The organism is Pricia antarctica (genome assembly GCF_900101815.1).
Lineage (GTDB): Bacteria > Bacteroidota > Bacteroidia > Flavobacteriales > Flavobacteriaceae > Pricia > Pricia antarctica.
The window spans coordinates 189,380-207,847 of sequence record NZ_FNAO01000007.1; the positions used below are offsets into that span (position 1 = coordinate 189,380).

Sequence of the window (18,468 nt, forward strand, 5' to 3'; positions counted from 1 at the left end):
CTTTATAGGGAGTTACCACAAATTTAACCAAAAATGAAGGCATTGAAACAGGGTACAAACGTAGGTTCCAAAAGGTTTATTTGGTTCTTGTGTTCTATTTTGCTCGGTCTACTGCTGACCTCTTTTCATACGAATGGTGATAAGATACCCGTCGATGATAAATTCACGATCGTGCTCGATGCAGGCCATGGTGGTCACGATCCCGGAAACTTGGGCAATGGGTATTACGAGAAGAATATTGCCCTCAACATCGTGCTGAAAGCCGGTGCGCTGTTGGAAAAAAACCCCGATATCAAGGTCATCTACACGCGAAAAGACGATACTTTCGTCGACCTTTACGTCAGGGGCGAGATTGCCAACAAGGCCGATGCGGACCTGTTCGTTTCTGTACATTGCGACTCCCATACCTCACAAGCCCATGGCGCGGGTACCTTTGTATTGGGCCTGCATGCGAACAAACAAAATTTTGAGATTGCCAAGAAAGAAAACTCCGTGATCTATTTGGAGGATGACTATAAAAGTCGCTATGCGGATTACGATATCAATTCTCCGGAATCCGTTATCGGGCTGACGATTATGCAAGAAGAGTTCTTGGATCAAAGTGTCGCTTTGGCAAAGGATATACAGGATAATTTTTCAAACAAACTCAACCGCGTCGACAGAAAAGTGAAACAAGCGGGTTTTATCGTGCTGCACCAAACAGTTATGCCCAGTGTATTGGTGGAGACTGGATTTCTCACCAATAAGGAAGAGGGTGCCTACCTGAATTCCAAAAAGGGACAATCCCAAATGGGTACCGCAATCGCGGAAGCGGTGTTGACCTACAAGAAGGATGTGATGGCCAACATGGCGGATTTAGGAGTCGAAGCAGTTACTGAAGCTCCCAAAGAAACCGCGCAGGTCATCGAAGACGCTGGAAGAAAGTCAAAAGGGACCTCAAAATCCGGCAAAGAAAAGACGGAGGAGGTGGTGGCGAGTGTGGATACTGAAGTTTCCGCGAAGCCGGTCGATTCCAAAAAAAAGGAATCAGCGAATACCAAAGAAAAGATTATTTATAAAGTACAGATAATGGCCAGTGCCAAAGATTTTCCATTGCGCCCCGAATCGTTCAATGGCCTGAACGATGTGGCCAAAGAACCTATCAAGAACCTGTATCGCTATGTTTATGGAAGTACACCATCTTTGCGAGAGGCCAAAATGCTGAAATCCAACGCAGATAGGAAAGGCTATCCGACTTCCTTTATAACAGTGTATCGCAATGGGGAACGGATAACGTTCAAGGAGAGCAAAAAATATATTTCGGGGGAGTGATGGCTTTGGGCATATCGCAATTCGCTTTGCGCTGTGCTATTTGACCGATGGCAGTAAGAACAACCACAGCGCGTACAGCGAATGGCGAATGGCGTCCAGCGAATGGCGCACGGCGTACGGCGAATGGCGTCCAGCGTACAGTGCATGGCGATCCCTACGATATTTCCCACTATATTTGTAGTGAAGGCAGATTACCGGGACGCTTCCGTTTTTTATTTCTAATTTTGTAACCACTCAAAATACATCCATTTGAAAATATCCAGGCAAATCAAGACAGGTATCATCGTCGTAGGCGGCATTCTGTTGTTTATATTGGGCTTTAGCTATTTGAAATCCTCTCCTTTGTTCGAGGATGGTAAAACGTTTTATGCCGTTTATAAAGACGTAGGAGGCTTGCAAACGGGCACGCCGGTAACCATTAACGGTCTGGTGGTCGGTAATGTTAACGCAATTAAATTTAAGGATAGTAGTGGTAATCTGGTGGTTACATTTTCCGTTAAGAACGATTTCGGTTTTTCCGAAAATAGTCCCGCTGAACTTTACGATACGGGTATCATCGGAGGAAAGGGCATTCAAATCAAACCGGTGCAAGATGGAGCAGCCCTTGCAAAATCGGGGGATACGTTGAACAGCAGGATACAGCCTGGCCTTACCCAGTTGCTGCAAACCCAATTGACCCCATTGCAAAAAAAGGTCGAGGGGGCGGTTACCAATGCGGATTCCTTGTTGATGAACGTCAATGAGGTGTTGGATACCCGTGCAAAGAAAGATCTGCGCGAAACGCTTGCCGGCCTTAACAGTACGGTGGCCAGTTTCCAGAAAAGTGCTGACGCCCTCAATCGTATTTTAAATAATAATGAAGAAAAAATTGGGAATTCGCTAGATAATTTTGAGGAATTGACCGCGAATTTCTCCAAGTTGGCCGATTCACTCAACAATTCGGGATTGAACCGTACTTTGGCCGGGCTGGAGTCCGCCGTGTCCAATCTGGATGACCTCATGGCTCGAATGAACAGTGGCGACGGTACTTTGGGAAAATTGCTCAACGATGAAAAGCTCTATACCAACCTCAATAGTGCCTCAAGGGAGCTTGACCTGTTATTGCAAGACTTGCGCCTGAACCCTAAACGCTACGTAAACGTTTCGGTGTTCGGCAAAAAGCAAAAGGAATATGAGGTGCCTGAAGATGACCCGGCAATCGAATCAACAGAACCCGTCGGGAATGAGCAGTAGGGAAGGGATAAGTGAAAAGTGATAAATGAAAAGTGATAAGTAAAAAAAGCACATGTTATACCTTCCTAACATTTTATTTATCATCTTGCTGGTCGCCGGCATCGGATATTTCGCCCGAAACGTAGCGCGGCTGCGGAAGAACATCAAGTTGGGAAAGGAGGTTGACGTTTCCGACAACCCTGCCCAACGCTGGAAAAACATGGCGAAAATAGCGTTGGGGCAGACCAAAATGGTGGTCCGGCCGATTGCAGGCGCTCTTCACGTTATTGTTTATTTGGGCTTTATCATAATAAATATTGAGGTGCTGGAAATCATTATCGATGGCATATTCGGCACCCATCGTATTTTTGCACCTTTGGGCGCGATATATGATGTGTTGATTGCCTCCTTTGAGATACTGGCGTTTTTGGTCATTGTTGCGGTGATGCTTTTTTGGATACGAAGGAATATCATCCGATTACGACGCTTTATAAAGCCGGAAATGAAGGGCTGGCCGAAGACGGATGCTAACCTGATCTTATATATCGAGGTCGTTTTGATGGTATTGTTCCTGACGATGAACGGGGCCGACTATCGGTTGCAACAAATGGATGTGGCACACTATACCCAGGCGGGTGTTTTTCCGATCAGCCAGTTTATCGGATCGTTTTTTGATGGAATGTCCGTTTCAAGCCTTATTCTGGTCGAACGTACCGCTTGGTGGTTACACATTGCGGGTATTCTGTTCTTTTTGAACTATCTGTATTTTTCCAAGCATCTGCATATTCTTTTGGCTTTTCCGAACACCTATTTTGGAAGGTTGAAGCCCCAAGGCCAATTCAGGAACCTCGATGCGGTAACCCAAGAGGTAAAATTAATGTTGGACCCCTCGGCGGATCCTTTTGCCGCACCTGCGGAAGGCGAGGAGGAAGCAGAACCGGAAAAATTCGGGGCGTCCGATGTGATGGATCTGAGCTGGGTACAATTGTTGAGTGCCTACACCTGTACGGAATGCGGCCGCTGTACCGACGAATGTCCCGCCAATCAAACCGGCAAAAAATTGTCCCCTAGAAAAATAATGATGGATACAAGGGATAGGTTGGAAGCCGTGGGAAAAAATATAGCCGCGAACAAAGGCCAATTTGTAGCCGATGGCAAACAGTTATTAAACGATTATATCACCCCGGAGGAACTCTGGGCCTGTACCACGTGCAACGCCTGTGTACAGGCTTGTCCCGTCAGCATTGACCCCTTATCCATCATCATGGATATGCGCCAATACTTGGTTATGGAACAATCCGCCGCCCCAACGGACTTGAATAATATGATGGGAAATCTGGAGAACAACGGTGCCCCCTGGCCGTTTAATCAAATGGACCGATTGAATTGGGCGGAAGGGAAATAGAGGAGTTGATAGTTGCAATTTAAAATAGTTTATGAGTTTATAAGGTTTAGAAGTTTAGAAAAATTAGCTTTTTTTACGGATCTTGAACCTCCGTAGGCACATTTTAACCTTGAAACCATTGCCCGACAGCTGCTCATTTAACATGATTGACCATTTAGCATCATATAAACAAATAAACTCATAAACCAATAAACCCCTTTCAACCTTGAGCGAAAAACAAATGAAAGTCCCTACTATGGCCGAGCTTTTTGCCGCTGGCAAGCCACCCGAAATCCTTTTTTGGGTGGGCTGTGCGGGAAGTTTTGACGATAGGGCCAAGAAGATTACGAAGGCTTTTGTACAGATTTTGAACAAGGCAGGCGTTTCCTTTGCCGTTTTGGGAACCGAGGAAAGTTGTACGGGAGACCCGGCAAAAAGGGCCGGCAACGAATTTCTGTTCCAGATGCAGGCCATGACCAATATTGAGGTGCTGAACGGCTATGAGGTGAAAAAAGTGGTGACCGCTTGTCCCCATTGTTTCAATACCATCAAGAACGAATATCCCGGTTTGGGCGGCAATTACGAAGTGGTGCACCATACCCAATTTTTAAGGCAGTTATTGGAGGAGGGCAAAATTTCTTTGGAAGGCGGAAAGTACAAGGGAAAGCGCATCACCTACCACGACCCTTGTTACCTCGGCCGCGGTAATCAAGTGTACGAAGCCCCAAGAGAACTCATCCGAAAGTTGGATGCCGAACTCGTGGAAATGAAAAGCTGCAAACAACGGGGACTCTGTTGCGGCGCGGGAGGGGCACAAATGTTCAAGGAACCTGAAAAAGGGGATAAGGACATCAATATCGCCCGTACCGAACAAGCTATAGATGTCCAGCCCGAAATCATCGCCGCCGCCTGTCCCTTCTGCAACACTATGATGACCGACGGCGTAAAGAACAAAGAAAAGGAAGCCTCTATCGCTGTTATGGATATCGCGGAGCTTATCGCCTCGGCAGAAAATCTTTGAAAGTTTGCAGTTGCAATTCGCAATGGCAGTACTTCGGAAACAGTAGTTAGTAGCTACAAAACTAAACTCATCAAGCAATAAACCTTCCCTTTCGGCAGGCGAGCTCATAAACTTTATCCCATGCTAACAGACTTCAACACCTTACCCGAAACCTCACGAATTTGGATCTATCAGGCGGATCGCAGTTTTACATCCGATGAACTGGAGGAAATCCAAAGTGAAATGGATGCCTTCTTAAAAGACTGGACGGCCCACGGCAGTAACCTGAAAGCAGGCTACGAAATCCGTTACAAGCGGTTCATTGTTATCGCCCTTGATCAATCGCAAACCGCGGCCTCGGGCTGCTCCATAGATGCTTCGGTACATTTTATCCAGCATTTGGAAAAGAAATACGATGTACAATTGTTGGATAAAATGAACGTATCCTATAAACAGGGCGAATATATCGCCTATAAAACGCTAAGTGATTTCAAAAAAATGGCGAAGCAGAAAGCGGTATCCAAGAACACCGTTGTTTTTAACAATCTGGTCAATAACAAACAGGAATATGAGGAACACTGGGAAGTTCCCGCCTCCGAGAGTTGGCATGGACGATTTATGTAAGGAAGATCCGATGAAATGCAATAATCCTATCGGTTTTCTGTTATCCTCATAGACCATTCTAATACTATGCGTTTTTACCAAATTTTCCCTTTACTTCTTCTAACTTTTACGTTCGCCAATGCCCAGAAAAACCCCTTGGTAACAAGGGACAGCGTTGACCAGCAAAATTGGGTCGATTCCCGATACGATGCGATGTCCCTAGACGAAAAACTGGGGCAATTGTTCATGGTGATGATCGCTTCCGATCAAGGCGCTGCGGCTATCGATCAGGTTGAATCGCTTATAAAGGATCAGTATATCGGCGGGGTCATATTCTCTACCGGGGGTCCTGTGCGACAGGCCAAACTGACAAACCGGTTTCAATCCGCCTCAAAATTGCCGTTATTGATAGGTATGGATGCGGAATGGGGACTCTCCATGCGGCTTGATTCCACCTATTCCTTTCCCTGGAACATGACCTTGGGGGCGATTACCGACAATACGATCGTTCAGGATGTGGGCCGGCGGATCGGCGAACATGCCAAACGTTTGGGCGTTCATATCAACTTCGCCCCGGATATCGACATCAATACCAATCCGAATAATCCCATCATCGGAAACCGATCTTTTGGGGAGGATCGCGAAAATGTCTCCAACAAGGGCATCGCTTTTATGAAGGGCATGGAAAGTGCGGGCGTTTTGTCCAGCGGCAAACATTTTCCCGGCCATGGCGATACCGAAACAGATTCCCATAAGGCGTTACCCATACTCAATTTCAATCGGGCGCGTTTGGACAGTGTCGAGCTTTATCCTTTTAAGCGTTTAATAGAAAATGGTTTGAGCAGCGTTATGGTCGGACATTTGGAAGTTCCCGCTTTAGAAATTAAAGAAGGACTTCCCTCATCTTTATCCGAACAGATCATATCCGGGGTGCTAAAAGAGGAAATGGGTTTTCAGGGTCTCGTCTTTACCGATGCCCTCAATATGAAAGGCGTAACCGATCATGGAAAAAACGGGGATGCCGAGCTGGCAGCATTTATGGCCGGAAACGACATCCTATTAATGCCTTTGGATTTTAAAAAAGCCAAGGATAAACTGGCCAAGGCCTACGATAAGGGCAAAATTTCCGAGGAACGCCTGTCCGAATCCGTAAAAAAAATTCTTCAAGCCAAATATAAGGTAGGGCTGAACCATTACAAATCTGTGGAACTCGAAAATCTCTACGAAGATCTGAACAGCCGTAAAGATGACCTAATCTATGAAGATGCTATCGAAAATGCGATCACGGTGGTCAAGAACGACTACTATTTAATGGGTATCAAGAATCTGGAAAATAAAAAGATCGCCTACGTCAAATTCGGTGATGCCGAGAGTGACGCTTTTTTCGAAACCTTGAATAAATACGCCGAGGTCACCCAAATTAATGGAAAGGATATCGCTACCCTAAAGGATAAACTGAAGGATTATAACTTGGTGATTATCGGATACCACAAAAGCAACGAGAGTCCGTGGAAGCCTTATAAATTCTCCGAAAAAGAGCTGCAATGGCTCGAAGAAATTGCCGCCCAACGCAGTTCAAACCTCATCCTTTCGGTATTCGCCAAGCCGTATGCGCTCATGGATATTCCATCCTTTCAAAGTATCGACGGGGTAGTGGTGGCGTATCAAAATAGTAAACTGGCGCAGGAGAAGACGGCACAGCTGATTTTTGGCGCCATACCTGCCAAAGGTAAACTTCCCGTAACGGCACATCGGGAGTTTCCGGTAAACCGGCAGTTGAAAATAAATTCGTTGCTGCGATTGGGGTATAGCTATCCTGAGCGTGTCGGACTCGATGCGCAAAAATTGGCCCTAGTGGATTCCTTGGTTCAGCACGGCCTCGATTCGTTGATGTTCCCGGGGGCACAGGTATTGATAGCGCGCAGGGGCAAGGTGGTCTATAACAAAGCCTTCGGCAAACCGACCTACGACTCCGAAGACAGTATTACCACAGAAAGTATCTACGACCTGGCCTCGGTCACCAAAATTTTGGCCACCCTGCCCATGGTCATGAAAATGGACGAGGAGGGCGATATTGCGCTAAACAATACATTTCAGGAGCTTTTACCGGAATATGCCGATACCGAATTAAAAAATGTAACCGTACTAAAAGCCCTTTCCCATTATGGCCGGCTGCCCGCATGGATCGCCTTTTATGTGGATACGTTGAACAAAGACCGAAAACCCTCCGAAGAATTTTATCGCGAGGCGCCGATGGACGGTTTTCATATCAAGGTAACCGATAAGCTGTATCTGACCGATGCCTATAAAGATTCCATTTACGATCGCATAGGCCGACAAGACCTCAAATCGAACCGGTACCGCTACAGTGATGTTGCGTATTACGTCATGAAAGAATACATCGAAGCCAAGAAAAAGCGCCCATTGGACAAATTGGCCAGTGATTTTCTGTACGGGCCCATCGGGGCTTATAACACGAGCTATAATCCCTTGGAAAAATTCCCCCTGAACAGGATAGTGCCCACCGAGGAGGATAATTACTATCGGTACCAGCGGGTTCAAGGCTATGTACACGACATGGGCGCCGCCATGCAAGGTGGGGTAGGCGGGCACGCAGGCCTTTTCAGTACGGCCGGCGATGTTGCCAAGATTATGCAGATGTACTTACAAGAAGGCTATTACGGCGGGACCCGTTTTTTGGATTCCAGAACCATTAAAAAATTCAATACCTGTTACTTCTGTAAGAACAATGTGCGGCGGGGCGTCGGCTTTGACAAGCCCGAGCTGGAAGGTAAGGGAAATACCTGCGGTTGCGTTTCCCGAAAAAGCTTTGGCCATAGTGGTTTTACGGGCACCTACACTTGGGCGGATCCCGAAGAGGAAATTGTTTACGTCTTTCTGTCTAACCGAACCTACCCCACTGCTTCCAACACCCTCTTGATCAAGTCAGGACTGCGAACACGAATTCAGGAAAAGATTTACGAGGCGATTGTTAACTGAGGTTGAGTTGGTGTTTGGCGTTTGAATTTACGTTCGGTTTTTGAATTTGAATTTGCCCGCTTTTCCCTAACTTTGACGGATGAAGATAGCAATAGTATGTTACCCGACTTTTGGGGGTAGTGGCGTGGTGGCTACAGAATTGGGCATTGCCCTTGCGAATAGGGGGCATGAGGTTCATTTTGTGACGTATCGCCAGCCGGTTCGGCTCGAATTATTGAGCAACCGCATCCATTTTCACGAGGTACATGTGCCGGAATATCCCTTGTTTCATTATCAGCCCTACGAGCTGGCCCTGTCGAGCAAACTGGTCGACACCATCAAATTGCACGATATCGACCTGTTGCACGTGCATTATGCCATTCCCCATGCCTATGCGGGCTATATGGCCAAGAAAATGTTGGAGGAGGAGGGCATTTACGTACCGATGATCACTACGCTTCACGGCACCGACATTACATTGGTCGGCAAGCATCCTTTTTATAAGCCTGCAGTGACCTTTAGTATCAACCAATCGGACGTGGTTACCTCGGTATCGGAAAACCTAAAGCAGCGTACCTTGGAGTTTTTTGACATTAAAAAGGAAATCGAGGTGGTGCCAAATTTTATCGACAGCAAAAAATACAGCTCCTCTTACACCGATTGCCAACGTTCATTGATGGCAGATGACGACGAAAAAATTGTGACCCATATCAGTAATTTCCGGAAGGTAAAGCGCATTCCCGATGTGGTGGAAGTATTTTACAGAATTCAGCAAAAAATCCCCGCAAAACTGGTTATGGTAGGCGAGGGGCCCGAACGGGAAAACGCAGAGAACCTGTGCAAAAAACTGGGAATCTCCGAAAAAGTACTATTCTTGGGCAACAGCAACGAAATAGATAGAATACTTTGCTTCTCCGATCTGTTTTTGCTGCCTTCCGAATCTGAAAGTTTCGGTTTGGCCGCTTTGGAGGCAATGATCAACAAGGTACCCGTGATTTCCAGTAATACAGGGGGAATTCCCGAAGTGAACGAAGAGGGTATAACGGGGTTTTTGAGCGATGTAGGCGACGTAGACGATATGGCCAAAAATGCACTGAAGATATTGAGCGACGATGCTGTCCTGGAAAAATTCAAGGAAAACGCGGTGGTCTCGGCCCAACGATTTGATATCCGTAAAATAGTACCGCTTTATGAGGCCATATACGAAAAGGCGTATAAAGGCCGTTTTAATAAAGTGTACGACCGCTGAAAACTAGGGTGCCAGATACCGAAAAACCGAAGAATGTTCCTTGGCTATGATTTTGCCACTAATACAAAAAAACTTGTACGTTGAGATAAATATAATAACTTTGTAATTACAAAAATATAGAGTTATGGAAATATCAATTATCCAAATTGGAAATTCAAAAGGTTTGCGCCTGAGTAAAACCATTTTAGAAAAGTATAATATAAAAGACAAAGTCGAGCTGATTTTAGAAAAAGGGCGAATAATTTTAAAACCAATTGACAGCCCAAGAAAAAACTGGGGAAAAGCGTTTGAAAAAATGCACGAAAACAATGATGACCGCTTGATGTTCGATGATGTATTCGAGGATGAAAATTTTGAGGAATGGAATTAAACCAATACTCAATTGTACTCGTAAATCTTGACCCAACAAAAGGTAGTGAAATGAAAAAAATCAGACCTTGCGTAATCATTTCACCAAATGAAATGAACAAATATTTAAATACGATTGTTGTCGCTCCCATGACAACTAATTTAAAAAAGTATCCTTCCAGAGTTGCGGTCAAATACAACAATAAAAATGGAATGGTTACAATGGATCAAATACGGACCATTGACAAATCAAGAATTTTGAAAAGGTTTGACCGATTGACCAAAACTGAAATGCAAAATTGCAAGGATGTAATTAGAGAAATGTTCGTGGATTAAATTTACGTTTCATGCAATGCAACGAAAATTCCTACCGTTCAGAGGGTTTTTTTTGAAAGGAAGTCCTCTTCCCCGTTTCTTTGTAGTAAGAACACCCAAATCTTACACCTATGAAACATTTTGCGCTATTTGTGCTCTGTTGTGCATGTCTTTCCTACAATTCCGTATGCTCTCAAGAAGAAGAACTACAGCTTACTTCCAAAGATAGCATCGTAGAAAGTTCATGGATGATCGGTCTCGGGTACAACTTTGTCGACGATTCCGGTGATATGCTAGACGAGTTGTTTTCGTTCGATGACCAATGGAACACGGTCGCCTTTCCATCCCGAGTAAGCATCGGTAGGTATTTCAAAAGTGGAATCGGCGTCGAAGGTATTGCTACCTATAACAAATATAAGGTCGGTAAATTAATCGATGGGGTTACCAACCTCGAAGCAACCAATTATTTCGGTCTTGATGCCCGCTTATCATACGACCTGAACAAGATTATTGGAGAAACGGCCTGGTTCGACCCTTATGTGGGCGTAGGACTAGGATATACAAAGGCGAATAATCAGCCTAGGGGCACTTACAATGCCATCATCGGCTTTCGAACCTGGTTTTCAGACCGATGGGGACTCGATTTAAGTTCTTCCGGCAAATGGGCCATGGATATTAGCAAGGCTAGTAACCACCTGCAACATGCTGCCGGCGTGGTCTATCGGTTCGGAATCGAAAAGGGATTGTCTAAAAAGGGTGAAGAAAAATTGGCCCTGAACCAAGCCTTGCAAGCGGAAAAACAACAGCAAATGGATTCCATTGCCGCAGCCGATCGGGAGAAGGCCGCCACTGCCTTGGCCGAGCGATTGGCACAAGAAAAGGAAGCTGCCCAATTGGCCGCTGCCGAAAAGGCAAGGCAAGACGCCGAAAACCGAAGAAAACGGCAAATCGAGGATGAAATCGATGCTTTGGGCTTGGTTTATTTTGCCCTGAATTCCTCGTACCTTGATACCCAGTCCAAATCCATTTTAGATGCGCTAACGGTGCTATTAAAGGAAAACGACGGTATAGTGTTGAAGGTGAGCTCCTATACCGATTCACGGGGTACGTCGACCTATAACGATTGGCTTTCAAGAAAACGGGTCGAGCGCACGGTGGGCTATTTGATTCAACAAGGCATCGCTGCCGAACGACTGCAACCAGAGGCATACGGCGAAGAAAATCTGCTCAACGAGTGTGATGACACTACCTATTGTCCCGAAGAGAAACACAAAATCAACCGAAGGTCGGAGTTTAAGGTATTGAAGTTTTGAGTACTCCTTCAGGAAACGCGAAGCTTGGGGACTGTCGGTGACGTGCAAGCCATAATCACTTTCTAACCGATTTGATGTAGTCCGCAATCTCTTCGGAAATCAATTCCCGGCCATGGGCGTTCCAATGGCGGTCGTAGATGAGGTTGGTCGATACTTTGGATGTTGCAAAACTTTGGGCGAAATCGATATAACGGATGCCATTTTCATCCAAAAAATCTAAAAACCGGGGACTGGTCTTTCTACTGTCCAAAAGAAGGGCGGTCTTGCTTTTGTCTAGGCCATAAAAGTCGATAAGTCTTTTAAAGTTGGCGATACGTTTATCGTCTTCCGCACTTTTTTTGGCCTCTTCATCTTCCTCGCTCAACGTATTGGTTTGGTAGGCACCTTCCGTATTGGCAAAAGCATTACCACCCTGCGCCAATTTTTTCAGGGGCTCGATAATTCCGATTTTAGAACCGTAGGCCAAAAGCTTGATGTTATCACGAATTTTGAATAGGGTAGAGGATAGCATATCGATACGGGCACGGTTCGGTTCGTATTGGCCGCGGCCCAAATCATTCTCGTAGTTCAAGTAAAGGATAATTTCATCGATGAGCTCAAAATCTTTTCTATAGGCGTGAACCAAATGTATTTGGTTGGCAAAATCATAGCCCGCGTACCCGTATTTGTATACTTCTATGCCTGGTATCTTTTCTTCGATGCGTATGGCGGTAGAACTTGTATAATCTTGATGGAAGCCTTCGATAAACGAATCGCCTATCAACGCTACCTCGAACTTGTCTTTACTCGGCTCGAATTCCCTATGCGAATTGAACCCCGCTTTATTGATATGAAATTCCGAGAAATTCTGGTTCCGGTTTCCTGTTACTGCATAGCCCGTGTGTTCCGGAACCCTTTTCTCCACGCCGTATTCATCGATAAACCTTGGCGGGTCTTCGGTGTAAAGGTGTAGCGCCCTCACGATACCTTCCAGTAAAAGAAGGATCAAGAAGATGTAAAGCACTGATTTTAAAAGAAATTTTTTCATTTTAAAACTGAAAATAAATGAACGAGCGATTAACACCATCGTCGTAGAACAATAAGATACCTAAAACCACGAGAGCGTACAACAACAGTCGTACCGCCCGATATTTAAATTTAAAAGGACTGCGTTCGTCTTTCCGGATCAGATATTCGTACAAAGTAAACACACCGATTAATATAAAAAAATCGAGCATGCGATACCCCATGGGATGCACGTAGGGTTCGTAACGAAAATCCGTTGCAATGCGATGGATATAGTCAAAAGCCGCGCTTATAGAAGGCGACCGGAAAAAGATCCTTGAAAAAGTGACCAACGAAAAGGTGAGCAGCACCTGAAAGATTTCGGTCAGGGTAGGCAGCCACGTACGTTCGCCGATGACATTATCCGAATACAACCGGTTTCTTCCCATCAAAAATACGGGGATGTACAGCAAGGCATGTAGGCCGCCCCAAAATACGAAAGTCCAATTGGCACCGTGCCAAAGGCCGCTGACCAAAAAAATAATACAGATATTCCGGATAGATTTCAGTTTGCCCACCCGTGATCCCCCGAGGGGAATATAGAGGTAATGCCGAAACCAAGTGGAGAGCGAAATGTGCCATCTCTGCCAATACTCCGCGATATTCCTGGAAAAATTAGGGAATTTGAAGTTTGACATCAGTTCGATACCGAACAATTTGGCGGTACCGATGGCGATGTCGGTATAGCCGCTAAAATCTCCGTATACCTGAAAGCTGAACAGACAGACTCCTAAAATCAGTGTTGAGGCCGGATAGTCGGTATAATTTTCAAAAATATCATCCACAATGGGCGCCAGCGAATCGGCGATGACCATTTTTTTGAAAAAGCCCCAAAGAATGAGTTGAAGTCCACTTGAGGCCTGGGCATAGGTGAACGTTCTTCGGGAATTGATTTGTCCCAATAAATTCGATGCTCTTTCAATAGGCCCGGCGACCAATTGCGGGAAAAAAGCAACGAAGGCGGCGAAGGCCACGAAATTTCTCGTCGGCTCGAGTTTTTTGTAGTAAATGTCGAACGAATACGACATCGTCTGAAAGGTATAGAAAGAAATACCTACGGGCAGGATGATACGCAGCGTCCATACACTTTTGATCTGGTAGCCCATCGTTGCGAAAGCGTCGACGAACGAGTCGATAAAAAAATTATAATACTTGAAAAAGCCCAACAGGCCCACGTTACAGATAATGCTGACCCAAAGCCAATATTTCGCTTTTTTTTTGTCGTCACGATTTGTATGGATGTACTGTGCCACATAGAAATCGAGAAGCGTACTAAACGCGATTAGAAAGAGAAAGCGCCAGTCCCACCAACCATAAAAAACATAGCTGGCAACGATTACCAACAAGTTCTGAAGACGTAGGCTCTTTTTGAAGACGAACCAGTACAGCACGAAAACTATCGGTAGAAACAGTAAAAATTCAAGAGAATTAAATAGCAATTTTAATTGGGTTTATGGATTGATAATTGGCGTACCACTTAGTGTAACGTCGCCAAAACCCGTTTAGTCTTACAAATTAAATAATAATGATCGCTTTTTTCTGAGGTATATATCTGAATGTCCCGATAATGGCCATCGTTGAGGTAGAGGTATTCGAAGACCAACATTCGTACATCGCAGTTCTCAGGGGCGTCCAAGACTATTTTGTCTACGGCGTTCATGGGTTCGTCGTCGCCTAATTCGGCAAAGGCATAACTTCTGTTCAGAAGGGGTTTGGGGGTTTTATTTTTAAATCGGTAGGTTATTCGGTGGAGTTGATCGTTGACGTTCTTTTCCCGAAACCTTTGTTTAAGGTCAAAGAATTTTTTCAATACAATGGCAATAGTCCTGGCACGTATCGATTTGGTATCGAAATAGATATGATATTCAAAATCGTAAGTGGTTGTGGCCCATCGGGTTTTATAGTCGAAATATCCTTTTGAGAAGTCGAAAATCTTTAGGTGGTTTTCTAGGCACCAGTCCAACAATCCCATAATTGTGATCGATCCCAAATGGAACTTTGCATAATCGATATCGAAAACGGTGATGGCATCGAAAAGAATATCCTCGGAAAAAAAGTTTAGGGTAACCCCGATCGGATTATCCCCATTATAGATAACGAACAACGAAGCCTTGCCTTCCAAAAGCATAGGATACGTGACCTCATGATAAAATGACCACTCGTTCGGATCTAGGTTGTTATTGGTGATTTGCTTGTCGTCAAAGCGTTTTTCGAGCAATTTCCGAAAACTCTGGAAGATGTAATCGTAGGTTTCCCTGTCCATTTCGCCACGGTACATGACATAACGTACATCGAAAGAGGTTTCAAAGCGTTTTTTATATTTCTTTAGTTTGTACCTACTGCTCTTGCTAAAACCAGTAGCTAGATAATCGTTGGTCGTTTTGAAGTTTTTAAGATCGATCAGATAGCCGGGGTATTGGGTGCTGCGATACAAGCCTAGATCAGTGCCGTAGGTCTCCGTATTTACCTCAAAATAGTTGGGCACATCATAAATAAGGAAGGCTTTTTTTTTATAATCGTCCGAATTTTTTGGATCAAGGCGGTAACTAATACCCTTTGTAAGGGTTTTTCCGATATTGGTATACAGCGGAAAGAATCGATTTTTCGTAAACCCGAGGGAGGGCAGGAATCTAAATAGGCGTCCCGATTTTTCGGAAGCGAAATGTTCGGACCAAAGGGCCGTAAAGGTTTCGGATAGAAAGGGATTGTTCAACATACGGTCGTTAGGCCTCTGTCTTGAGTTTATGGCGATAGGCCGGGAAGAAGTCCGTTTCCCCTTGTTCTTCGTGTTCTTCCCCATTTTTAGACTGGGCAACCAAATCGTCGTAGACCTCTTTATTGACGATATATTTCCAAAATCCCGCCGGTTTGAGGTCTTTGGAGAAGGAGGCCTTAAACTGGAAAAGGGAATCTTCCCTGACCCCGAGACCACCACCAAGATTAAAATAGGTGAAGTTTTTAGCTGTTGCGATTACACGCATCTCATCAATTAATAATTTAATGGGATTCAGGGGCAGGTACTCTTCCTTACATCCCGATAGATGGTATTGAACAATGTTACCGGTTTTGATAAACATAGCACCGCCGATCAATTCCCCAGTATCTTTTCTGGAACACAGTAAAAGTTTTACTTTAAAATTCGAACTGATCATGAGTTGGTAGAAATATCGTTTCTCGAAGAAATAGTATGGGTCGGCATCGACCCTTCGCATATTTTCGTAGTACATTTCGATAAACTCCTCAATTTGGGCCTCTTTTTTTCCTTCCACAATATCATAGACCCTTCTGGCCTTGTTTATATAGGTTTTCAAACGGCTGTTGTATTGTTGCCTTTGGAGGTCTAGCGGTAGGGTCAGGTCGATGTTCACTACGCAACCGGGACTGCTTATGCAACCGATATTCTTTAAAAGGTTCGCTTGGTAATCGACGTAGGGATGCAATCGCGTAAACAGGGAAACAACCTTGTTGTCGATAAGAAAACGCTGTAGTTCGGCTTTAAATCTTGAATTGTCGAAAACTGATGGGTCTTTATCTTCGGTCTTGCACAGCGGACCGGCATACCCGTAGACCGAAGTGGCATCTTTATAACTGGTGCCCTCTATATCACGTATTAATAGGGGCAGGGCAATTAGAGTATCGATTTCCCTGTAGGCTATGAGCATGGGTCTTTCACCCTCCTTTTTAGACAGAAGGTGATAATAATAGGTAAAGTAAAAGTCAAAATGGCCGATCAGCTTCATAAAGCTGTTCCATTCATCCCTATCCGTTATAATTTCTATCATTCCGTTAACTTCTAATTGACTAAAGTACAGCCTTACTTAGAAAATTTTTGCGATTTTATACACAACTTTTCATTCTAGCCGAATTTGTAAGAAATGCTTTCCCGTTATTAAATGGAATACACCAAAAAGAACGGCTCCGCATATTCAGTACCCACAAGATTGCCAAAATACTTGGCCGAATTTCGAAGCGCTTCAATGCTTCGCGGGTGCGGATATTCCCGAATTTCGGTGGTATACTCCGCCATCGCCCTTAGTTTATCTTCGATGGTTTCCGAAATATCGATAAACACGCTAGGGTTAAAGGGTTCTTTCTTTAATAGGTTGCCCCATTCTGTCGACGAATTGACGTAGTAAGACAATAAGTGCCTCACTTTTTGCCCCGGATACGGCCTGCAGGCGACCAAGGTACTTTCAAAAAGCTCGTTGTGGTCTTTGTTGATATCGGTACGATCCTGTACGAAGACCGTGTCATATTCTCCTCCCGAAATTATCTTGCCCAATGCAATGTTTTTATCCACATGGGCAATGGTGTCCAAACGCATATCCGGAAAGTCGGCACGGGGCAGTACCTTAGACCCCAGAATATCGTTGGCCGCTTTGGCCTCGTGGAACTTGTCTTCTAAAATGGCGTCATTGTCAAAATATTGGGTGCTGCTGCCATCGGTAAAGATGAGCACATCGACCTGCTTGCCCATTTTGACCAATTGCGGAATCGTTCCGCCCACACCCAATATTTCATCATCGGGGTGTGCGGCAATTACGAGTATTTTGTTGAAAAGTTGAAGCATTTGTTTATTTAGTATAAGATACGTTAGCAGTTAGTTTGTTCGGGATTCTATGTTTTGGCACTTGGCGCTTGGCACTTGGCTCTGGCAGTATTTTCTCAAGTACCATGGCTATTGCTAAGTTTGAAAATCGCATCTTGCACACTATATCCCAGTTTATCGCCAATTCTGAAAAATTTGAGGTCTTTAGCATTGCCTTTTTCATGACTAGGGCGATTGAGCCAAAGTTTACCGTCGAAAAACTGCACCAATATCCCCTTTTTATTTTTTTGGAGAATCTGCCCCAAAGTCCCGAAATATATATCTTCTTCATCGAATTCTACCTCCCAGAAGACAATTTTTTCCTCTTTATAATAACAGTAGGCCCCCGGAAAGGGTTCGGCCACGGCGCGGATGAGCTTCTCGATATCCCCGATTTTTTTGTCGAATTCCAGTAGCCCGTCAGCGGGCGTGCGTTTGCCTCGGATGGTTACGCCTTTTTCATCTTGGGTCGAGAATGTGATGGACTCCTTGCCGATGATGGACTTGTATATCTCATGAAAACCGAGGCCCAACTGTTTGGCGACTTCACTATACAGATCCTTGACGTAGGTTCTAGGCGGGATATCGAATTCCCGTTGAAAAATCAATTTTCCGGTATCCACACCGGTATCGATCTTGAAAAAGCTGACCGCCGATGTCCTTAAATCCTCTAGGATGGTCCAGGGTAAGGGAGCGCGCCCCCGTCCGTGGGGCAACTTTGAAGGATGGGTGCCTACCACAAATTTTGAAAAGCATGCTATAAAATCCGCCTTAAAAATTTGGCTCCATCCCAAGGTAAAAAGATAATCGGGACCTATCTTTTTCATTTCTTGGATGGTTTCATCGGAATTCACGTTTGTTGTATCCAGTACATTGATTTTATGAATCTTGCAAAAATCATGAAGGTCGTAATAATCCGATACATGCTTACTTTGGCCACTCGGCAAGGTAATCAGGGTATGGATGCTACAGCCTTGGTCGACCAAGTAGCGCAAACACTCGAAAGATTCGAGGTTGGCACCGATACAGCAGATTTTATGTTTAGCCTCCATCATTTTTGCAATTGTTGAATCATTTTAAAATTCCAAATTAAATCACATCTAGCACAGTCGAGATGCCCAT

The 18,468-nt window shown here is 44.7% G+C and carries 16 protein-coding genes; 10 read left to right on the forward strand and 6 right to left on the reverse strand.

What is annotated here, in order from left to right; genetic code table 11:
* Positions 1 to 33 precede the first annotated feature (33 nt).
* From BLT07_RS14575 to BLT07_RS14620, 10 genes are all read left to right on the forward strand, one after another.
* The gene (locus BLT07_RS14575; protein WP_091870346.1) at positions 34 to 1,311 is read left to right on the forward strand and encodes an N-acetylmuramoyl-L-alanine amidase family protein; all 1,278 of its coding nucleotides are present in this window, start codon (positions 34 to 36) and stop codon (positions 1,309 to 1,311) included.
* Positions 1,312 to 1,560: 249 nt separating this feature from the next.
* On the forward strand, positions 1,561 to 2,544 hold the full coding sequence (locus tag BLT07_RS14580; RefSeq protein WP_091870350.1) for an MlaD family protein: 984 nt from the start codon (positions 1,561 to 1,563) through the stop codon (positions 2,542 to 2,544).
* Positions 2,545 to 2,596: 52 nt separating this feature from the next.
* On the forward strand, positions 2,597 to 3,928 hold the full coding sequence (locus BLT07_RS14585) for a 4Fe-4S dicluster domain-containing protein (RefSeq protein WP_091870354.1): 1,332 nt from the start codon (positions 2,597 to 2,599) through the stop codon (positions 3,926 to 3,928).
* Between the two features lie 220 nt (positions 3,929 to 4,148).
* The gene (locus BLT07_RS14590) at positions 4,149 to 4,928 is read left to right on the forward strand and encodes a (Fe-S)-binding protein (protein ID WP_091871046.1); all 780 of its coding nucleotides are present in this window, start codon (positions 4,149 to 4,151) and stop codon (positions 4,926 to 4,928) included.
* A 120-nt stretch (positions 4,929 to 5,048) separates the two neighbouring features.
* Positions 5,049 to 5,531 (forward strand): ABC transporter ATPase, encoded by a 483-nt coding sequence (locus BLT07_RS14595; RefSeq protein ID WP_091870358.1) that lies wholly within the window; start codon positions 5,049 to 5,051, stop codon positions 5,529 to 5,531.
* A 66-nt stretch (positions 5,532 to 5,597) separates the two neighbouring features.
* Positions 5,598 to 8,510: a serine hydrolase domain-containing protein gene (locus BLT07_RS14600; RefSeq protein WP_091870361.1), complete on the forward strand. Its 2,913-nt coding sequence runs from the start codon at positions 5,598 to 5,600 to the stop codon at positions 8,508 to 8,510.
* Positions 8,511 to 8,589: 79 nt separating this feature from the next.
* Positions 8,590 to 9,738 (forward strand): N-acetyl-alpha-D-glucosaminyl L-malate synthase BshA, encoded by a 1,149-nt coding sequence (gene bshA, locus BLT07_RS14605; protein ID WP_091870366.1) that lies wholly within the window; start codon positions 8,590 to 8,592, stop codon positions 9,736 to 9,738.
* A 124-nt stretch (positions 9,739 to 9,862) separates the two neighbouring features.
* Positions 9,863 to 10,108 (forward strand): AbrB/MazE/SpoVT family DNA-binding domain-containing protein, encoded by a 246-nt coding sequence (locus BLT07_RS14610; protein ID WP_091870371.1) that lies wholly within the window; start codon positions 9,863 to 9,865, stop codon positions 10,106 to 10,108.
* Positions 10,099 to 10,422 carry a type II toxin-antitoxin system PemK/MazF family toxin gene (locus BLT07_RS14615; RefSeq protein ID WP_091870374.1) on the forward strand — a complete coding sequence of 108 codons (324 nt, stop codon included), beginning with the start codon at positions 10,099 to 10,101 and terminating at the stop codon, positions 10,420 to 10,422. The genes BLT07_RS14610 and BLT07_RS14615 overlap by 10 nt, the downstream gene beginning before the upstream one ends.
* A 110-nt stretch (positions 10,423 to 10,532) precedes the next feature.
* Entirely contained in the window at positions 10,533 to 11,714 is a 1,182-nt protein-coding gene (locus tag BLT07_RS14620; protein ID WP_091870379.1) for an OmpA family protein, read from the forward strand.
* Between the two features lie 55 nt (positions 11,715 to 11,769).
* Here the strand turns inward: BLT07_RS14620 and BLT07_RS14625 are convergent, their stop codons facing one another.
* The 6 genes from BLT07_RS14625 to BLT07_RS14650 form a co-directional block, all read right to left on the reverse strand.
* A complete protein-coding gene (locus BLT07_RS14625; RefSeq protein ID WP_091870383.1) occupies positions 11,770 to 12,741 on the reverse strand; it encodes an alginate O-acetyltransferase AlgX-related protein in 972 nt (323 codons plus the stop codon).
* Position 12,742: 1 nt separating this feature from the next.
* Complete coding sequence (locus BLT07_RS14630) at positions 12,743 to 14,197, reverse strand: MBOAT family O-acyltransferase (protein WP_091870387.1); 1,455 nt, start codon at positions 14,195 to 14,197, stop codon at positions 12,743 to 12,745.
* 38 nt (positions 14,198 to 14,235) lie between these two features.
* Complete coding sequence (locus tag BLT07_RS14635; protein ID WP_091870390.1) at positions 14,236 to 15,558, reverse strand: GNAT family N-acetyltransferase; 1,323 nt, start codon at positions 15,556 to 15,558, stop codon at positions 14,236 to 14,238.
* A complete protein-coding gene (locus tag BLT07_RS14640) occupies positions 15,482 to 16,540 on the reverse strand; it encodes a GNAT family N-acetyltransferase (protein ID WP_091870394.1) in 1,059 nt (352 codons plus the stop codon). Before BLT07_RS14640 ends, BLT07_RS14635 begins: the two co-directional genes overlap by 77 nt.
* Before the next feature lie 107 nt (positions 16,541 to 16,647).
* Positions 16,648 to 17,328 (reverse strand): PIG-L deacetylase family protein, encoded by a 681-nt coding sequence (locus BLT07_RS14645; protein WP_091870399.1) that lies wholly within the window; start codon positions 17,326 to 17,328, stop codon positions 16,648 to 16,650.
* A 95-nt stretch (positions 17,329 to 17,423) separates the two neighbouring features.
* On the reverse strand, positions 17,424 to 18,401 hold the full coding sequence (locus BLT07_RS14650; protein WP_091870402.1) for a methionyl-tRNA formyltransferase: 978 nt from the start codon (positions 18,399 to 18,401) through the stop codon (positions 17,424 to 17,426).
* Positions 18,402 to 18,468: the final 67 nt, after the last annotated feature.